Annotated in this window: 12 protein-coding genes and 1 pseudogene; 10 read left to right on the forward strand and 3 right to left on the reverse strand. The window is 37.8% G+C overall.

All coding sequences use genetic code 11. The annotated features are described in order from the left end of the window. The first annotated feature begins 666 nt into the window (after positions 1 to 666). The 4 genes from MKY10_RS03660 to MKY10_RS03675 all read left to right on the forward strand — a co-directional run bounded on the left by MKY10_RS03660 (position 667) and on the right by MKY10_RS03675 (position 7,757). Positions 667 to 2,679 carry a class I SAM-dependent DNA methyltransferase gene (locus MKY10_RS03660; protein WP_038428539.1) on the forward strand — a complete coding sequence of 671 codons (2,013 nt, stop codon included), beginning with the start codon at positions 667 to 669 and terminating at the stop codon, positions 2,677 to 2,679. Beyond that, positions 2,676 to 4,022 carry a restriction endonuclease subunit S gene (locus MKY10_RS03665; RefSeq protein WP_051047173.1) on the forward strand — a complete coding sequence of 449 codons (1,347 nt, stop codon included), beginning with the start codon at positions 2,676 to 2,678 and terminating at the stop codon, positions 4,020 to 4,022. The genes MKY10_RS03660 and MKY10_RS03665 overlap by 4 nt, the downstream gene beginning before the upstream one ends. A gap of 15 nt (positions 4,023 to 4,037) precedes the next feature. Beyond that, positions 4,038 to 7,028: a type I restriction endonuclease gene (locus tag MKY10_RS03670; protein WP_044052610.1), complete on the forward strand. Its 2,991-nt coding sequence runs from the start codon at positions 4,038 to 4,040 to the stop codon at positions 7,026 to 7,028. A gap of 90 nt (positions 7,029 to 7,118) precedes the next feature. Then, positions 7,119 to 7,757: a DUF1643 domain-containing protein gene (locus MKY10_RS03675; protein ID WP_015252633.1), complete on the forward strand. Its 639-nt coding sequence runs from the start codon at positions 7,119 to 7,121 to the stop codon at positions 7,755 to 7,757. Between the two features lie 81 nt (positions 7,758 to 7,838). On the opposite strand, the gene MKY10_RS03680 is transcribed toward MKY10_RS03675, so the two are convergent. The 3 genes and pseudogenes from MKY10_RS03680 to yeeF all read right to left on the reverse strand — a co-directional run bounded on the left by MKY10_RS03680 (position 7,839) and on the right by yeeF (position 10,809). Further along, the gene (locus MKY10_RS03680; protein WP_242139234.1) at positions 7,839 to 8,231 is read right to left on the reverse strand and encodes an immunity protein YezG family protein; all 393 of its coding nucleotides are present in this window, start codon (positions 8,229 to 8,231) and stop codon (positions 7,839 to 7,841) included. Positions 8,232 to 8,310: 79 nt separating this feature from the next. Beyond that, positions 8,311 to 8,796 carry an antitoxin YezG family protein gene (locus tag MKY10_RS03685; RefSeq protein ID WP_015252631.1) on the reverse strand — a complete coding sequence of 162 codons (486 nt, stop codon included), beginning with the start codon at positions 8,794 to 8,796 and terminating at the stop codon, positions 8,311 to 8,313. A 4-nt stretch (positions 8,797 to 8,800) separates the two neighbouring features. Continuing rightward, a pseudogene (gene yeeF / locus MKY10_RS03690) lies at positions 8,801 to 10,809 on the reverse strand (LXG family T7SS effector deoxyribonuclease toxin YeeF). A 211-nt stretch (positions 10,810 to 11,020) separates the two neighbouring features. Between yeeF and MKY10_RS03695 the strand changes: the two are divergent. From MKY10_RS03695 to phrH, 6 genes are all read left to right on the forward strand, one after another. Beyond that, positions 11,021 to 12,028, forward strand: a complete 1,008-nt coding sequence (locus MKY10_RS03695; RefSeq protein WP_044052609.1) for a hypothetical protein — start codon at positions 11,021 to 11,023, stop codon at positions 12,026 to 12,028. Positions 12,029 to 12,240: 212 nt separating this feature from the next. Continuing rightward, positions 12,241 to 12,678 carry a hypothetical protein gene (locus MKY10_RS03700; RefSeq protein WP_015252628.1) on the forward strand — a complete coding sequence of 146 codons (438 nt, stop codon included), beginning with the start codon at positions 12,241 to 12,243 and terminating at the stop codon, positions 12,676 to 12,678. Positions 12,679 to 12,879: 201 nt separating this feature from the next. After that, positions 12,880 to 13,578 (forward strand): hypothetical protein, encoded by a 699-nt coding sequence (locus MKY10_RS03705; RefSeq protein ID WP_015252627.1) that lies wholly within the window; start codon positions 12,880 to 12,882, stop codon positions 13,576 to 13,578. After that, on the forward strand, positions 13,578 to 14,039 hold the full coding sequence (locus MKY10_RS03710) for a lysozyme inhibitor LprI family protein (protein ID WP_015252626.1): 462 nt from the start codon (positions 13,578 to 13,580) through the stop codon (positions 14,037 to 14,039). The genes MKY10_RS03705 and MKY10_RS03710 overlap by 1 nt, the downstream gene beginning before the upstream one ends. A 145-nt stretch (positions 14,040 to 14,184) precedes the next feature. Then, on the forward strand, positions 14,185 to 15,315 hold the full coding sequence (rapH, locus tag MKY10_RS03715; RefSeq protein WP_015252625.1) for a response regulator aspartate phosphatase RapH: 1,131 nt from the start codon (positions 14,185 to 14,187) through the stop codon (positions 15,313 to 15,315). Next, entirely contained in the window at positions 15,305 to 15,478 is a 174-nt protein-coding gene (gene phrH / locus MKY10_RS03720) for a phosphatase RapH inhibitor PhrH (RefSeq protein ID WP_044052608.1), read from the forward strand. Before rapH ends, phrH begins: the two co-directional genes overlap by 11 nt. Positions 15,479 to 15,533: the final 55 nt, after the last annotated feature.

The raw sequence follows: 15,533 nt of genomic DNA on the forward strand, positions 1-15,533 counted from the left end.
AATTTGCTTTACTGAATTCTTTTTCTGTTGAATAGATTGCTTACATTGATATGAAAATTTTGTCCAAATCGATGCTAGATGTTTTAAACTATTGAGAATGAATTGTAGTGATCACAGCTGATTTCTAATATTAATAATTAAGAGTAGAAATAGACACTATTTCGCTCAGGATTGATGAAACAATGTGTCAATAGATCGACAATTTTATTTAGAAATGTAGTAACACAATTTGAATACATAAATTTTCCTTTATTATTCTTTAATAATCTAAATAATTAGTATAAAAGCCCCTTATATAAGTGGGTTTTTAAAAGAGTCTGAATATTTGTAGCGTTTGACCTCTCATCGAATATTGGAGTTTTGTGCCCCCTCTTTACTTTATAGGGACACTCCATAAAATTTGGATGCTTACTAAAAAAAGAAACATGTAGTAGCAAATGTAGAGGGAGATTTTTATATGGTATTACTTTTTGTTGTACAAACTCTTATAATAATAGGTAATGATATCTATTTTGATGAATCAGTGAATAGGGTGTCAGTAGGTGATATGAGCGAAAAAATGCTCAGTTATTACAATAGATAAGCATCCTTAAATCTTGCTCAAATTATCTCAATCTAGCTACATGGAATTAGATTCGAAAAAAATTTTTAAATGAGGTATATAACATGATTAACTTCCAAGATAAAGTAAACTTCATTTGGTCAATTGCTGAGATTTTACGTGGACCTTATAAACCAGAAGACTACGGTAAAATCATTTTACCATTAGCAGTATTACGTCGTTTTGATTGCGTATTAGAGAGCACAAAAGAGGAAGTATTAGCTAAGGCAGAGCAGTTTGCAGCAATGAATGAAGATGCTCGTGAGCAGATTTTAAATCGTGTCTCAAAGCAAAACTTCCATAACACTAGCAAATATGATTTCAACAAGCTATTAACAGATTCAGATAACATTGCGGATAACTTACGTGATTATATAAATGGTTTTTCAAAAGTGGCTCGTGATATTATGGATCAATTTGACTTTGATCGCCAAATTGATAAGCTCGAACAAAATAACTTGTTGTACTTAACGATTAAACGCTTTAGTGAAATCGACTTACATCCAGAAACAGTGTCAAATATTGAGATGGGCTATGTATTTGAGGAATTAATTCGTCGTTTCAATGAAAATGCAGAAGCAGGGGATCACTATACGCCACGTGAAGTAATTCGCCTTATGACGCACTTATTATTCTTACATGACGATGCCAGCATTTTAACGAAGCCAGGTTTAACACAAACCTTGTATGACTGTGCAGCTGGTACCGGTGGGATGGGTTCTGTAGCACAAGAGTATTTACTAAGTCAAAACCCAACAGCACACTTAGAGTTTTTCGGCCAAGAAATTAATCCTGAATCATATGCGATTTGTAAAGCAGACTTGCTGATTAAGGGGGAAGACGCGCGTAACATTCGTTTGGGGAATACGTTATCAAAAGACCAATTCCCACGTGATAAATTCGATTACTTAATTTCAAATCCGCCATACGGAGTAGACTGGAAATCGTATGAGAAGCCAATTAAAGAAGAACATGAGAAACAAGGGTTTAACGGTCGTTTTGGTCCAGGTACACCAAGAACGAGTGATGGACAGCTACTATTCTTAATGCACTTACTGTCAAAAATGAAGCCAGTCACAGTAGAAAATCCACAAGGCTCTCGTTTAGCCATTATTATGAATGGTTCGCCGTTATTTACAGGTGATGCAGGTTCTGGTGAAAGCGAAATTCGTAAGTATGTGCTTGAAAACGATTTAGTAGAAGGTATTGTGGCATTGCCGAACGATCTTTTCTACAACACAGGCATTGCAACGTACATTTGGATTTTAACGAACAATAAAGCACCTCTTTATAAAGGGAAAGTACGGTTAGTCAATGCTGTAGACTTTTCGAAAAAAATGAAAAAGTCGATGGGGAGCAAGCGTAACGAAATTACAGAAGAGCAAATTAATGAGATTGTTCGTTTATACGGTGATGCACAGCCAAATGAGTACGTGAAGATTTTTGATAATGAGGACTTCGGCTACGCAAAAATTACAGTAGAACGTCCATTACGTTTAAACTTCCAAGTCAATGAAGAGCGTCTTGCTCGTGTTGCAGAGGGAAAAGGTTTTGCAAACTTAGCAACCTCAAAGAAAAAAGGCGATGCAGGTCACTTTGAAATTGAAGAAGGTAAGAAGCTGCAAACGCAAATTTTATATGTTTTACGCACGTTAGAAAGCGATACATTATATAAAAATCGTGACGAGTTCACGAAAGTACTAAAAGATGCATTGAAGCAAGCGGGTATTACTATCGGAGCACCTGTATTAAAAGCAATTTTAGCTGGTCTATCTGAAAAAGATGAAACAGCTGACGTATGTATGAAAAATAAAACTGATATCGAACCAGATACAGATTTACGTGATACTGAAAACGTACCGTTAAAAGAAAACATTCATGACTACTTTGCACGTGAAGTATTACCACATGTACCAGATGCATGGATTGATGAATCAAAAACAAAAATTGGCTACGAAATTCCATTCACTCGCCATTTCTACAAATACACAGCATTACGCAGCTCAGCAGAAATTATGGAAGAAATTCGTGCGTTAGAAGCAGAGATTGCTGTACAGTTGAAGAAGGTGATGGGATGAGGTTTAAAGAATCAAATATCAAAGGAATAGGTGCTATTCCATCACATTGGGAGATTAAAGAATTGAAATTTTGTTTACTTCCAGGGAGTGAAGGAATAAAGATAGGTCCATTCGGAAGCGCATTAAAATCAGAGATGTTAATTGAAGAAGGATATAAAGTTTACGGTCAAGAAAACTTAATAAAAGATGATTTTACTTTAGGTCATAGATTTATAAGTGAAGAAAAATTTAAAGAGTTAGAGGTTTATGAGATTTCTGAGAACGATGTCTTAATTTCAATGATGGGTACTATAGGTAAATGTAAAGTTGTTCCGCCAAATATTGAAAAAGGAATTATGGATTCTCACCTTATTCGAATTCGATTTAATGAAAATCTAATTTTACCAGAATTTGCAGCATACTTGATACAGGATTCGTATTATATCAAAGTACAAATCGACTTATATAGTAAAGGCTCAATTATGTCTGGTTTAAATTCCAGTATCATAAAAAATCTTAAATTAGTTCTTCCATCTATAGAAGAACAAAAGGTTATTTTAAAATATATTAGAAAGAAGAACACACAATTAAATCAATTGATAGATTCAAAAAATTTCTTAATTGATTTATTGAATCAACAACGCCAATCAATCATTACAGAAGCTGTTACAAAAGGTTTAAATCCGAATGTGAAAATGAAAGATTCAGGTGTTAAGTGGATTGGTGAGATTCCTCAGCATTGGGGAAAATCTAAACTTAAATACTTAACAAGGCAGATTATTGATGGAACACATCATACACCTGATTATCAAGATGAAGGTGTCCCTTTTTTAAGGGTTACTGATATAACTCAATCTAAAGGCAAGGATATTAATTTATCTGATGTAAAATATATTTCTCAAAGAGAACACAATGAATTAATTAAACGCTGTAGACCTGAAAATGGGGATCTTTTAGTGTCGAAAAATGGAACTATAGGAATTCCTAAAGTTATTGATTGGGATTGGGAATTTAGTATTTTTGTTAGTTTATGTTTAATTAAAATGAATAATGAAAAACTAAATACTTATTTCGCTAGTTTCTACTTTGAAAGTCAATTGGTTGACGAACAAATTGCATTTGGAAGTAAAAAGAGTACTATTATTAATTTACATCTTGATAAAGTCAAAGAATTTTTTATTTTTGTCCCTCCATTATTTGAACAAAATGAAATAGTAAAATTCCTAAAAGTTAAAATTTCCGAAGTAGATAATTTAAAAAGAATTGTAGAAAATGAAATCGAAAACCTAAAAGAATACCGCCAAGCCCTTATCTACGAAGCAGTAACAGGTAAAATCGATGTACGTGATATGAAACTTGATTAAGTGAGGTGAGTATTGATGGCAGTGGATACTTCAGAAAAAGGTTTCGAAACGAATATCGAAATCGCCTTAATTGCGAATGGATATAAAAAGCGTGTGCTTGAAGGTGAGGCGAGTGCATCTTTCAAGCAGCATGCAATCGACGTAGAAGAGCTATTTGCTTTTTTAGAGGATACGCAGGAAAAACGTATGCGTACCTTAGAGAAATCGTATGGTCCTTCTTATAAAGAAGAAGTGTTAAAACGTATTAAAGCCCAGCTGCATAAACAAGGTTTAGTCGAATGTTTACGGAAAGGTATCAAAGACCGTGGTGTGACATTACAGCTTGCGTATAATAAGCCACCTACAGATATGAACAAGACGTTAAATGAACAGTATGCGAAAAACCGCTTTAATGTTGCTCGCCAAGTGTATTACAGTGATAAGCATAATAATAGCTTAGATATGGTCCTGTTTTTAAACGGTTTGCCGCTTGTTGTGATGGAGCTGAAAAATCCATTAACAAATCAAACAGTTGAAGATGCGATGAAGCAATTAAAGACGTACCGTGATCCACGTGAGCAACTGTTCAAATTTAATGAGCGTGTTGCTGTCTACTTTGCAGTTGACTCAGATGAAGTATTTATGACAACAAAGCTTGATAAAGGTAAAACCTACTTCCTACCATTTAACAAAGGCAATAATGGTGGGAAAGGTAATCCGTTAACTTATGGAGACAATTATCGTACGCATTATTTATGGGAAGAAATTTTAGCCCCAGATAGCTTGCTCGATATTTTATATCGCTTTATCTTTATTAAGAAGGACGACATTAAAGATTCAAACGGTGAAACGATTGGTGAGCGTCAAATGCTCATTTTCCCCCGTTTCCATCAGCTTGATGTTGTACGTAAGTTAGAAGCAGATGTTGCACAAAAGCTTGTCGGTCGTAATTATTTAATTCAGCACTCTGCGGGATCGGGCAAGACGAACTCGATTTCGTGGCTTGCACACCGTTTAGCGAAGCTACATAACGAGGACAATGAATCAATTTTTAGTAGTATAATCGTAATTACCGATCGCCGAGTCTTAGATAAGCAATTGCAAGATGCAGTGTATCAGCTGGAGCATAAAGCAGGAATGGTAGAGCCGATTGATAAAGATTCAGAGCAATTGGCACGTGCCATTAATAATGAGACTCGTATTATTATTACGACGCTCCAAAAGTTCCCGTTTATTTTAGAAAAAGTAGCGGGCTTAGAGCGTAAAAAGTATGCGGTCATTATTGATGAGGCGCATTCATCCCAGGGTGGTAAAGCTTCAACTGCATTAACGAATGTGTTATCAGATAAAACGTTAGAAGCAGCTTATGAGGAAGATCGTATTGCGGAAGAAAACTTAGGTGATGTGGACGAAAAGATCGTTGAAGCCATCATGAAAAGTGGTAAACAAGATAACGTATCTTTCTTTGCGTTTACGGCGACACCAAAGCCAAAGACATTAGAGAAGTTCGGTACAATTGGCATAGATGGCAAGCCAGCTGCATTCCATCAATACACAATGCGCCAAGCGATTGAAGAAGGCTTTATTTTAGACGTACTTGAAAATTATACGACCTATAAAACGTTCTGGAAAATTGCAAAGACAGTTGAAGATGATCCAGAGGTATCAAAAAAACAAGCTACTAAAAAGCTAGCACAATACGTGTCACTACATCCACATAGCATCGCACAAAAAACAGAAATTATTATCGAGCATTATCGCAATTTCGTACAGCGCAAAATTGGCGGCCGTGCAAAGGCAATGGTTGTTACAGCAAGCCGTTTACACGCAGTACGTTACAAAATGGCTTTCGATAAGTATATTAATGAAATGGGCTACGATGATTTAAAAACAGTAGTTGCTTTCTCCGGTACTGTGAAAGATGGTGAGATTCATTATACTGAGTCAGAAATGAATCAGTTCTCTGAAAAAGAGTTACCTGAAAAGTTTAATTCTGATGAATACAAAGTGCTACTTGTTGCAGAGAAATATCAAACTGGATTTGATGAACCACTGTTGCACACAATGTATGTAGATAAGCCATTAAGCGGTATTAAGGCAGTGCAAACACTATCTCGTTTAAATCGCACATGCCCTGGTAAGGACGATACATTTGTTTTGGATTTTGTAAATGATCCAGAAGACATAAAAGCGTCTTTCCAGCCTTATTATGAATCGACAGGTCTATCAAAAATTTCTGATCCGAATATCCTATATGATATGCAGGCCGAGCTAGAGCCCTATCAAGTATTTACTGAGGAAGAGGTGCAAAAGGTAAATGAGCTTGAAGTAACGGGTGGTGTGAAGAAGTCTACGAAGGCCCAAGCCGAGTTAAATGCGCTTCTCGATAAAGGTGTGGAGCGTTTTAAAAAACTTTCGGGAGAAGAACAATTCGCATTTAAACAAGTGGCTACGAAATTTATACGTACGTATGGCTTTGTACTACAAGTAGTAACATTTATCGATTTAGATCTACACAAGCAATATATTTACCTGACGTACTTGTTACGTAAATTGCCCCGTGGTCGAGTAGATAAGGACGTTTACTTGGCGGATGATGTAGCACTTGAATACTACCGTAATCAAAAAGTATTCGAAGGTAGCATTGAGCTTGAGAAAACGGGCGGCTACGACTTAGATCCTCAGGAACATGGTGCTGGTGGTGCAGCTGAAGATGAGAAGGTTCGTTTATCGAGCGTGTTAGAAAAGTTAAATGAGCGCTTTGGCACGCAATTCACAGAAACAGATTTCCTTTCTCGCGAGCAAGTGAAAGAGGATATGTTAAATGACGAAGATATTTGTCAAAAAGCAAAAAACAACACAAAAGAAAACTTCAAATTCGCCTTTGAAAAATCCTTTATGGACTTCGTTATTGACCGTATGAGCAGCAATCAAGAGTTCTTTATGAAGATTTTAGAGAACGACGAGTTTAAGGCTTATATTATGGAAGATATGATGAATGAAGTTTATGGAGAAGTGAATAGTTAGCTCTTTAGTTTGGACGGAGTTATGATATTAATCTTTTAAGGTTAGTCTTGGCTCCGTTACATATATTATTTACAGAAAGGAAGTTTTATATTGACGCATTATTACGATTCTAATAAAGTAGATATTTCGTCTATTATTATTGATGATAGGCAAAATATTATACCGGGTGTAAATTTAAGATATAGCTTATCAATTCCTTTTAAAAATCGAATGGAAGGTATTACTGTTACAGTAATATTAATGAATCCATCGGAAGCTGAATCAAATATTTCAGATAGAACTGTAAATAAATTAATTGATTTTTTCTACTGTTATACCCATGAGAAAATTCAAGTAAAAAAACTTTACGTAGGAAATGTTATACCTATCTATGCTCCAAATCCAGCAGACACCTCAGCAAAATTGAAAAATATTCACGGTGCAAATCTATTAAATCATGTTCAAAAGAATAATATTAATATAGTTAGTTCAATGATAAATGATTCAGATATAGTTGTCCTTGCATGGGGGAAACCAAATGTGAAAACTGTACACAACCTTTATTACTATTCTCAAGTATATAAAATCATAGAGGTAATTTCGAATACTGATAAAGATATTTTTGTATTTAATATGGGAAATACAAACACATTCTTAACAGAACATGGCGACCCGAGACATGCTGGACGGTCAGCAACTTTAATTGATTTAATCAAAATAAATAGTAATGAATTATTGGAGTTAGCGTGAAATATGGGAATTTACGAATACAATTGAAAAAATTTCAATATCGAAAATAGCCCAGCAGTAAAGAGCTGAGCCATTTTTGATTTATAGACTGAAGTAGTTTATTACAAAATCTTTGTCTTTCTTATCTTCAGGCAAGATACCTAAATTCTTATATTCCCATACGACTTGCCGTTGTGTTCCGTTAAAGTCTGAGGCGATGACATCGGTGTAATCATAGTCTATTGAGAATTTACCGGTATTCTCTAGTTTAATCGTTAAATTGGTCCAAGTATCTTGGTTGTATGCTTTAAATTCTTCTCTTAACTCCTCGAATATCTCTTGAAGTTCAATTAATAAACTCACGTATATTTTTTTTTTACTAACATCGAATTGTTTCGGTATATCATGAGAATAGATATACTCTTCACTTTGCGGTGTATTGAAGAAAAAGTAAACTTCTGATGAATTATCTAATATTTCCGCATAAAGAATGATTTTTGTCCATCAAGATGGAATCATTTCATTAAGCTGTTCTGCTATTTGTTGATATAACTGTCCCATATCAGAAATTAATTTAAATTTTCCCTTCGTTAGTCTTGATATAATCCTCTAAAAAGTCTATTACCGTTTTCCTTTTTGGCAGTAAACCTAGATTTTTATACACCCAAACAGCCTTTCTTTGAGATCCATTTAGCTCTGAAGCAATTACATCTTCATAATTATAATCTATAGAAAACTGGCCTGTCCTATTTAGTTTCAAAGTCAAGTTCGTCCAAGTTTCTGGATTATTTTCCTTATATTCTTCGCGTAATTCTTCGAATGATTCTTGAAGTTCGATTAATAAATCATCATAAATATCTTCGCTTACATTAAAATATTCTGGAATGTTATGTGAGTATAAGAATTCATTCTCGGCCGGTATATTAAAATAAAAATATACTTCCGAAGAGTCGTCTAATATTTCAGCGTAAAGATATACATTTTCCCATACAGAGGGAATGATTTCATTTATCTGATTTGCTATTCTTTGATATAAGTCACCCATTTTTGGTGTTTCCATGATCTCAACCTCCGGATTGATTCTTTAATGTTACTTTTTCAAAATCAGCATCTCCAATTCTGTACTTAACGATGAATTTGTCTGGTCTTAGTGAATCACCTTTATATATGGCTTTTATATTAACGTTAACTTTTTGCGGGGGTTCTTCTTTAAGAGCCTTTGCCCATTCTTGCTCCATTTCATACCATCTGCCACCGCTCCTATTAATCTGAGAATTCATCGGCACGATATTGTCGAACTGGCCTGAGCCTTTGAATTGGGTGGCGATTAAATGGCCGCCGTCATCGTCAGGCTTTCGGTCTTGGGGCTTTCCAGCATTCGTCTGTGCATATTGGTTTCGTTTTGCTTCTCCCAACTGCAAGTCTGCTTTGACACTTGTAATTCTACCATAGTTGTCAGTCGTGTACGTGTAGCCTTCTTTTGTTTTGTAGATGATATTGGGCTTCAGCACTTTCTTTCTGCTCCATCTTGCGAAATGCTCGCCGTATTTGACGGTTACCGGCGGTACATGTGGCGCTGGAGTTCGTCTTCCGCTTGATGACGTTCCGTATGGTTTCGGCAGGATGACCTTGGCGAATTTTTGCAGTCCTTCTTTAAGCGTGACACCGTTGACTGCGTTGTAAGGAACGCCTGCCGGCACTAAATCGTGACGGGGATGATAGGGGAGAATATCCGCAAGTGTGAGATCTCCGATTTGATTTAACTTGGTTTTGACGTGTTTTTTTGATACTTCAATGCCTGTGTTTACTTTTTGTTTGATGTGATCAACGGTTTGTTTTGAGACTGTTATGGCTTTTTGGGCTGTTGCAGATTTGCTTGCTGTTGTTTTGACTTTGGCCGTCACTTTGGCTGCTGTGCCTGTTTTAGAGACGGCGCCAACACCTTTTGTGCCGACAATTGATGTGACAACAGTGCCAACCGCATATGACACCCATCTTGCTCGTGAGTAGGTGTTACCATTCACCATGTCTTTTTGGTACGATTCTTCGATTGCCGCTGAAATGGCTTCATACGTTTTGATCGGGTGAGCCACAGCTCCTGTAATGGCTTCAACGGTTCCGCCCGGATCTGTGACCATATCCCACAGGCCTACGACCGCGTCTTTCCCGGAATCATAAAGGCCGACGGCGACCCCTTTGAAGCCTGCTTCAAGCTCACGCGTGTTTTCAATTTGGGTGAAGTATCTTTGCTGTTCCGCTGTCAGATTTTTATAGCCGATCGTTTTTGCCATTTCGTAGAATTCATCGGCATCCGCATAATCGTAGTTTTTCAGTCTTTCTTTTAATTTTTCAATCTCGCGTTCCTTCGCTTCCTCTTTCTTAATCTTCAAGTAAGCCTCAGTCCGCTTTTCAATGTCGCCTTTTTTCTTATGTATGTCACTCTCACGGTACGCCTTGGCGTTGTAGTGGATGGGTGTGGCGTTTTTGCCTTTACCCGTTGCTTCTTGGAGCTTTTGGAAGTCGGATTTGATGAATTGTTCGTTTGGTTCAGACAGGGCGTATTCTGTTTTCAGGTCTTCGTCCAAGGCGTCCAATTTTTCCAGTGTTTTTTTGCGTTTGTCATTGGCATCGGCCAGCTCGTCTTTGAAGGTTTCTGTTGAAAACAAGTCGAGCGGGAGGATGTCGTCGACATCGTTCAGGATGTCTTTCATCGCTTTTTTCTGTTCGGACATGATGGATTTTGATTTTTTATTGGCATTTGCCAGTTCGTGCTCCAGGAAGGATTCTTCGATGTATGCGTCTGAGAGGCCTTTGTCTTCGGCGGCTCCGGCGATGCTGTTGAAAAATGCGATTTCATGTCGATGTAGTCGATCCACTGGTCTGTGACGCCGACGTGGTCGTGATAGAATGCCTTGATGTTGCTGGCGCCTTTTCCTGAGAATTCGCTGTCACTGAGATCAGCGACGCTTTTTAATGCTTTTCTCAAATTTACCATTTGCGTTCTTAGTTCTTTGTACTCTTTTGCACGGTCTGTTGCTTCCGAAAGCAGTGTTTTCGCTTCAAATACTTTCATGACCATTTCCCTTCTTTTGTTCGCTCAATATCACAAATTTTACCACGGGGCGGGATAAGGGTGGGGGTGAGAACGTGTTTTGGTGGAAAAATGAGTCATTAGGCATGTGTCTTTATTCGTGGAGGGATTGGCGGAAACATCCTCGAAGTGTATTGTCGCTACACATTTTTTGGAAGTTTGTATTCTATATTGTTATTTAAGGAGCATGTTGATGAAGAAAAAACGGTTTACATTTGGTTTATTAGGGTTAATGGTATGCGTCATACTGTTTGTTCAGTTACTCAATAAAGATAGTATTCCTGTCCAATCTTCCTCCATTCACTCCGAAGAAGACCGGATCTTTTTTATCTACTCCAATCCTTTCATAAAAGAAAGCGTGCTGCTTTCAACCTCAACAGGCGAACGGTTTAACAGGCGTACGTTTAAGGTGGCGGATGTTCCTTATATTCAAACGAAATCTTATGCATCAACAGACCTTGTATTATTGGCGGAACACGAGCCTTTTTACTACACGCTGGAGAAGGATGCGATCAAAGAGCATCCGCTTTCAGATCCATTTGCGTTTTGGCATGAGGGGAAGGATGTCTCTGTTAAGGCCTATAATGTTGATACAACGGGAAATGAGATCCACATAAACGACAGAAAAACGAAAAAGGAATATACCCTTACCTTGCCTTCGCTTGTCACGATGGGGGCCAGTGATGAGAACTATATTTATATCATTCAAAGCATGTCTATTTACGTGATTGATAGAAAAACAGAGGAAATGATTGAGACCCTGAGTTTAGCCTCGTACGCTGATCAATTCGTAGAATCGGAGGAATTTATTGTTGCGAGCTCGGAGCATGAATTGACTGTGATTGAAAAAGGGACATGGAAGACGACATATATTGCGTATCCTGAAGATCTTGAATATGCAGATACTGTGTATTATGACAAAGAAAGCGGCAGTTTTTATGTGACGTACGAGGACAAAGAGGGTGAGGCGAACTTGCTGAAGTATGGGAAGGAATTTTCCTTTCATACATATAGTTTGAATTTCCCTTATATGGAAGCGGAGTTTAAGGCGAATCTATTGTATATTGTCGCCCAGGAAGAGCATAAAAAGGGCATCGGCGGGTATGTGGGTGTGTTTGATATCCATTCTAAGAAGATGCTTTATCAGTTTGATTTGCCTGAGGAACAGGTGAAGGTGCAGGATTTTGTTGTGGTTGATTAGACTTCATAGCTATAATCTTGAATCAACTCATATGTAACGAGGTGAGTAAATTACAAATGTCCTTTTGCTTAATAATAGAATTTATTAAAACTTCAGATTGAAAGCATTTACTAGGAATATAATTTGAAAATATATTTTAATTCTAGTTTTTATGGTTTATAATGTATGTAAGTCCTGTATTTTACAATTTTAATTGATGGAGGTATTTGATAATGAAAAGAGTAAACCACTTGATGACACTAGTTCTTGCAGGTGTAATGGCATTTGGACTAGTATTCATTGGATCAGGTCAATCGGCTAAGGCTGTTAGTAAAACTACGAGTTTTACTTTTCATGCAACTGTAGAATCAAAATCTTATATTCACACATCAGAAAACTATAAGAATGTTTATACTACAGTTGAAATGGGGAGAACAGGAACTTGGGAAAGTGCTGCTTATTGCAAATTATATTTGCAACGTTATACAAATGGTTCTTGGAAAACAATTGATACAGCTTCTGGAAATGCATCATACGGTAAAAAACTAAATGTTACATTCACAAATATTGCAAAAAAATCTGCATCGACTAGAGTGAAACTAAAACTTTATAATAATTGGGATCATTCAGACTATATGCAAACAGTATATTCTAGTAAATGGACTAGATGAAGAAAAAGCTCTCCTTTTTAAGAAGGAGAGCTTTTTTTGTTATATTATGATTCCTTAGTTACCATTTTGATTTTGATTCTCTGCTAAGGTTTATTTAAATATATTGTTCTATAGTTTAGGTATCTGATTTTAGATTTGCAAACCTACAAAAACTATGAAATAAGAAAGCTACCATGAGAGAGCAGAAGGGTGAGAGAGACAATGAGTTATAAATTAGTTGCGATGCTTTTATCGATACTATTCCTATTATCGGCGTGTTCTAATAGCGGATCTTCTGATAAGGATCAAGAAAAGCAAGCCGTGAAGAAGGCGAGCGTTGCGAAGCTGACGGAGCAGGAAGTAAAATCAGCTTTGGAAAACGATATAGATTCGATCTTCAATGCATTTGATAAAGCGGGAAAGGAAAACGGCTGGAGCACGGCAAACAAGGCGGATTTCAGCAAGCTGCGGCCTAGTGTGCTGCCTTATGCAACAGAAACGTTTGCAGATCAGACCTTAAAGGATTTGGCCGGAGAGTACTTTTGCGAGTGTGATGCTCCTTTTCACCCCGGCACTGATTTCGATGTACGTTTTACTTATGAACAGGACAAGAATAAGATAGAGGCTTCATCAATAGACCCGGCAACAGAGTTAAACAATATGGGCACGTTATGGACGTTTGAATTGGTGAAGGAAGATGGCGATTGGAAGATCAACAAATGGGACAGTAAGTCGCTTCAAGGGGATGATATCAAGCTGACAAAAGAAGAAGCGAAAACGATTCTGTCTAGAAACGGTGAAACGGCGGAATTTGTGAAGTCCTATGAATCGAAGACTGCCGGCGGAACAGCTTATCTTTTCAATGTGAAAAGTTCAAATGGAGAAAGACAGGCGGCGATCAGTTCAAAGGTACCAGTATAGTGAGTGATAATGAAGACGAGACTGAGGCTCCGGAGCAAGAAAAAGTTCAAACGGCTGAGGAAACCGAGTCATCAGATAACGCGGATACACAGAGCAGTGAGCAGACAACGGGAAGTACAAAAGCAGATTATGTTGCCAAATTGTCAGCGACGGAACAGAAAGAAAAGCACAATGACTATCAAAGTGATTATCAGATGATTGAGGATTACGGCTACAATTATCAAATGTGGGACGGATTGCTAAACGAGATATACGGCGTGCTGCAGAAACAGCTTCCTGCTTCAGACATGGCGGCATTAAAAGTGAAACAGCGCCAATGGATAAAGGATAGGGATGCTGCGGCCACGAAACGATATGATGAGGAGGGCGGCGGTTCATTATCCCGAGTCGTCCAAACAGAAGAGCTTGCCAAACAGACGAAAGAGCGCTGTTACGAGCTCGTGAATACGTATATGAAATAGAATGACAAAGACCCTTGTGTAAAGGGTCTTTTTTGCGGAGAAAAACAAATTGACAGGATGAAAAAACAATTTCTTCCTTCTATATTGTTTTCAAAATTTGGGATTGATAGAATATGACATATCTCATAGAGAAGGAGGGAAGCCGTTGAGTCAAGCCATACCGTCTTCGCGTGTAGGTGTTAAGATTAATGAATGGTATAAAATGATTCGCCAGTTCAGTGTTCCGGATGCTGAGATTCTGAAAGCGGAGGTGGAGCAGGACATTCAGCAAATGGAAGAAGACCAGGATTTGCTGATCTATTATTCTCTGATGTGTTTTCGGCACCAGCTGATGCTTGATTATTTGGAGCCTGGACAAACATACGGAAATCGCCCTACAGTGACAGAGCTTCTTGAAACGATTGAGACCCCTCAGAAAAAACTCACAGGCCTTTTGAAATACTACTCTTTGTTTTTCCGCGGCATGTATGAATTTGACCAAAAAGAATATGTGGAAGCGATCGGATATTATCGCGAGGCGGAGAAAGAACTGCCGGTTGTGTCAGATGATATTGAGAAAGCCGAATTCCATTTTAAAGTGGCAGAAGCGTATTATCACATGAAGCAAACCCATGTGTCGATGCATCATATTCTTCAAGCCTTAGACATTTATCAAAAAAATCCCCTATACAGCATTAGAACGATACAAAGCTTGTTTGTGATCGCCGGCAACTATGATGATTTCAAACATTATGATAAAGCGCTCCCGCATTTAGAGGCGGCGCTAGATTTGGCAATGGACATTCAAAATGACAGGTTTATCGCCATTTCTCTATTGAACATCGCGAACAGCTATGACAGATCAGGAGACGATCAGATGGCTGTAGAACATTTCCAAAAAGCGGCGAAAGTAAGCAGAGAGAAAGTGCCTGATCTGCTTCCGAAAGTCTTGTTTGGATTAAGCTGGACATTATGTAAAGCGGGCCAAACACAGAAGGCGTTTCAGTTCATAGAGGAAGGATTAGACCATATCACAGCACGTTCTCATAAATTTTATAGAGAATTGTTTCTGTTCTTGCAGGCCGTGTACAAGGAGACTGTTGACGAACGAAAAATTCATGATCTTTTAAGCTATTTCGAAAAAAAGAACCTGCACGCTTACATTGAAGCATGTGCCCGGAGTGCTGCCGCTGTGTTTGAAAGCAGCTGTCACTTTGAACAAGCCGCTGCGTTTTATCGGAAAGTGCTGAAAGCCCAAGAAGATATTTTAAAAGGAGAGTGTTTATATGCCTATTAAGAAAAAAGTGATGATGTGCCTGGCTGTTACTCTAGTTTTGGGAAGCATGTCGTTTCCAACCCTGACAAACTCCGGCGGATTTAAGGAATCAACAGATCGAAATACGACGTATGTCGATCATTCCCCTTACAAACTTAGTGATCAGAAGAAAGCCCTTAGCTAGTGCTTTTTCTTGCTTTACAGAAGACGTTCCATTTTCCACATCGCGGCATTCCTTC

It is taken from the genome of Bacillus sp. FSL P4-0290 (assembly GCF_037975435.1).
GTDB lineage: Bacteria > Bacillota > Bacilli > Bacillales > Bacillaceae > Bacillus > Bacillus subtilis.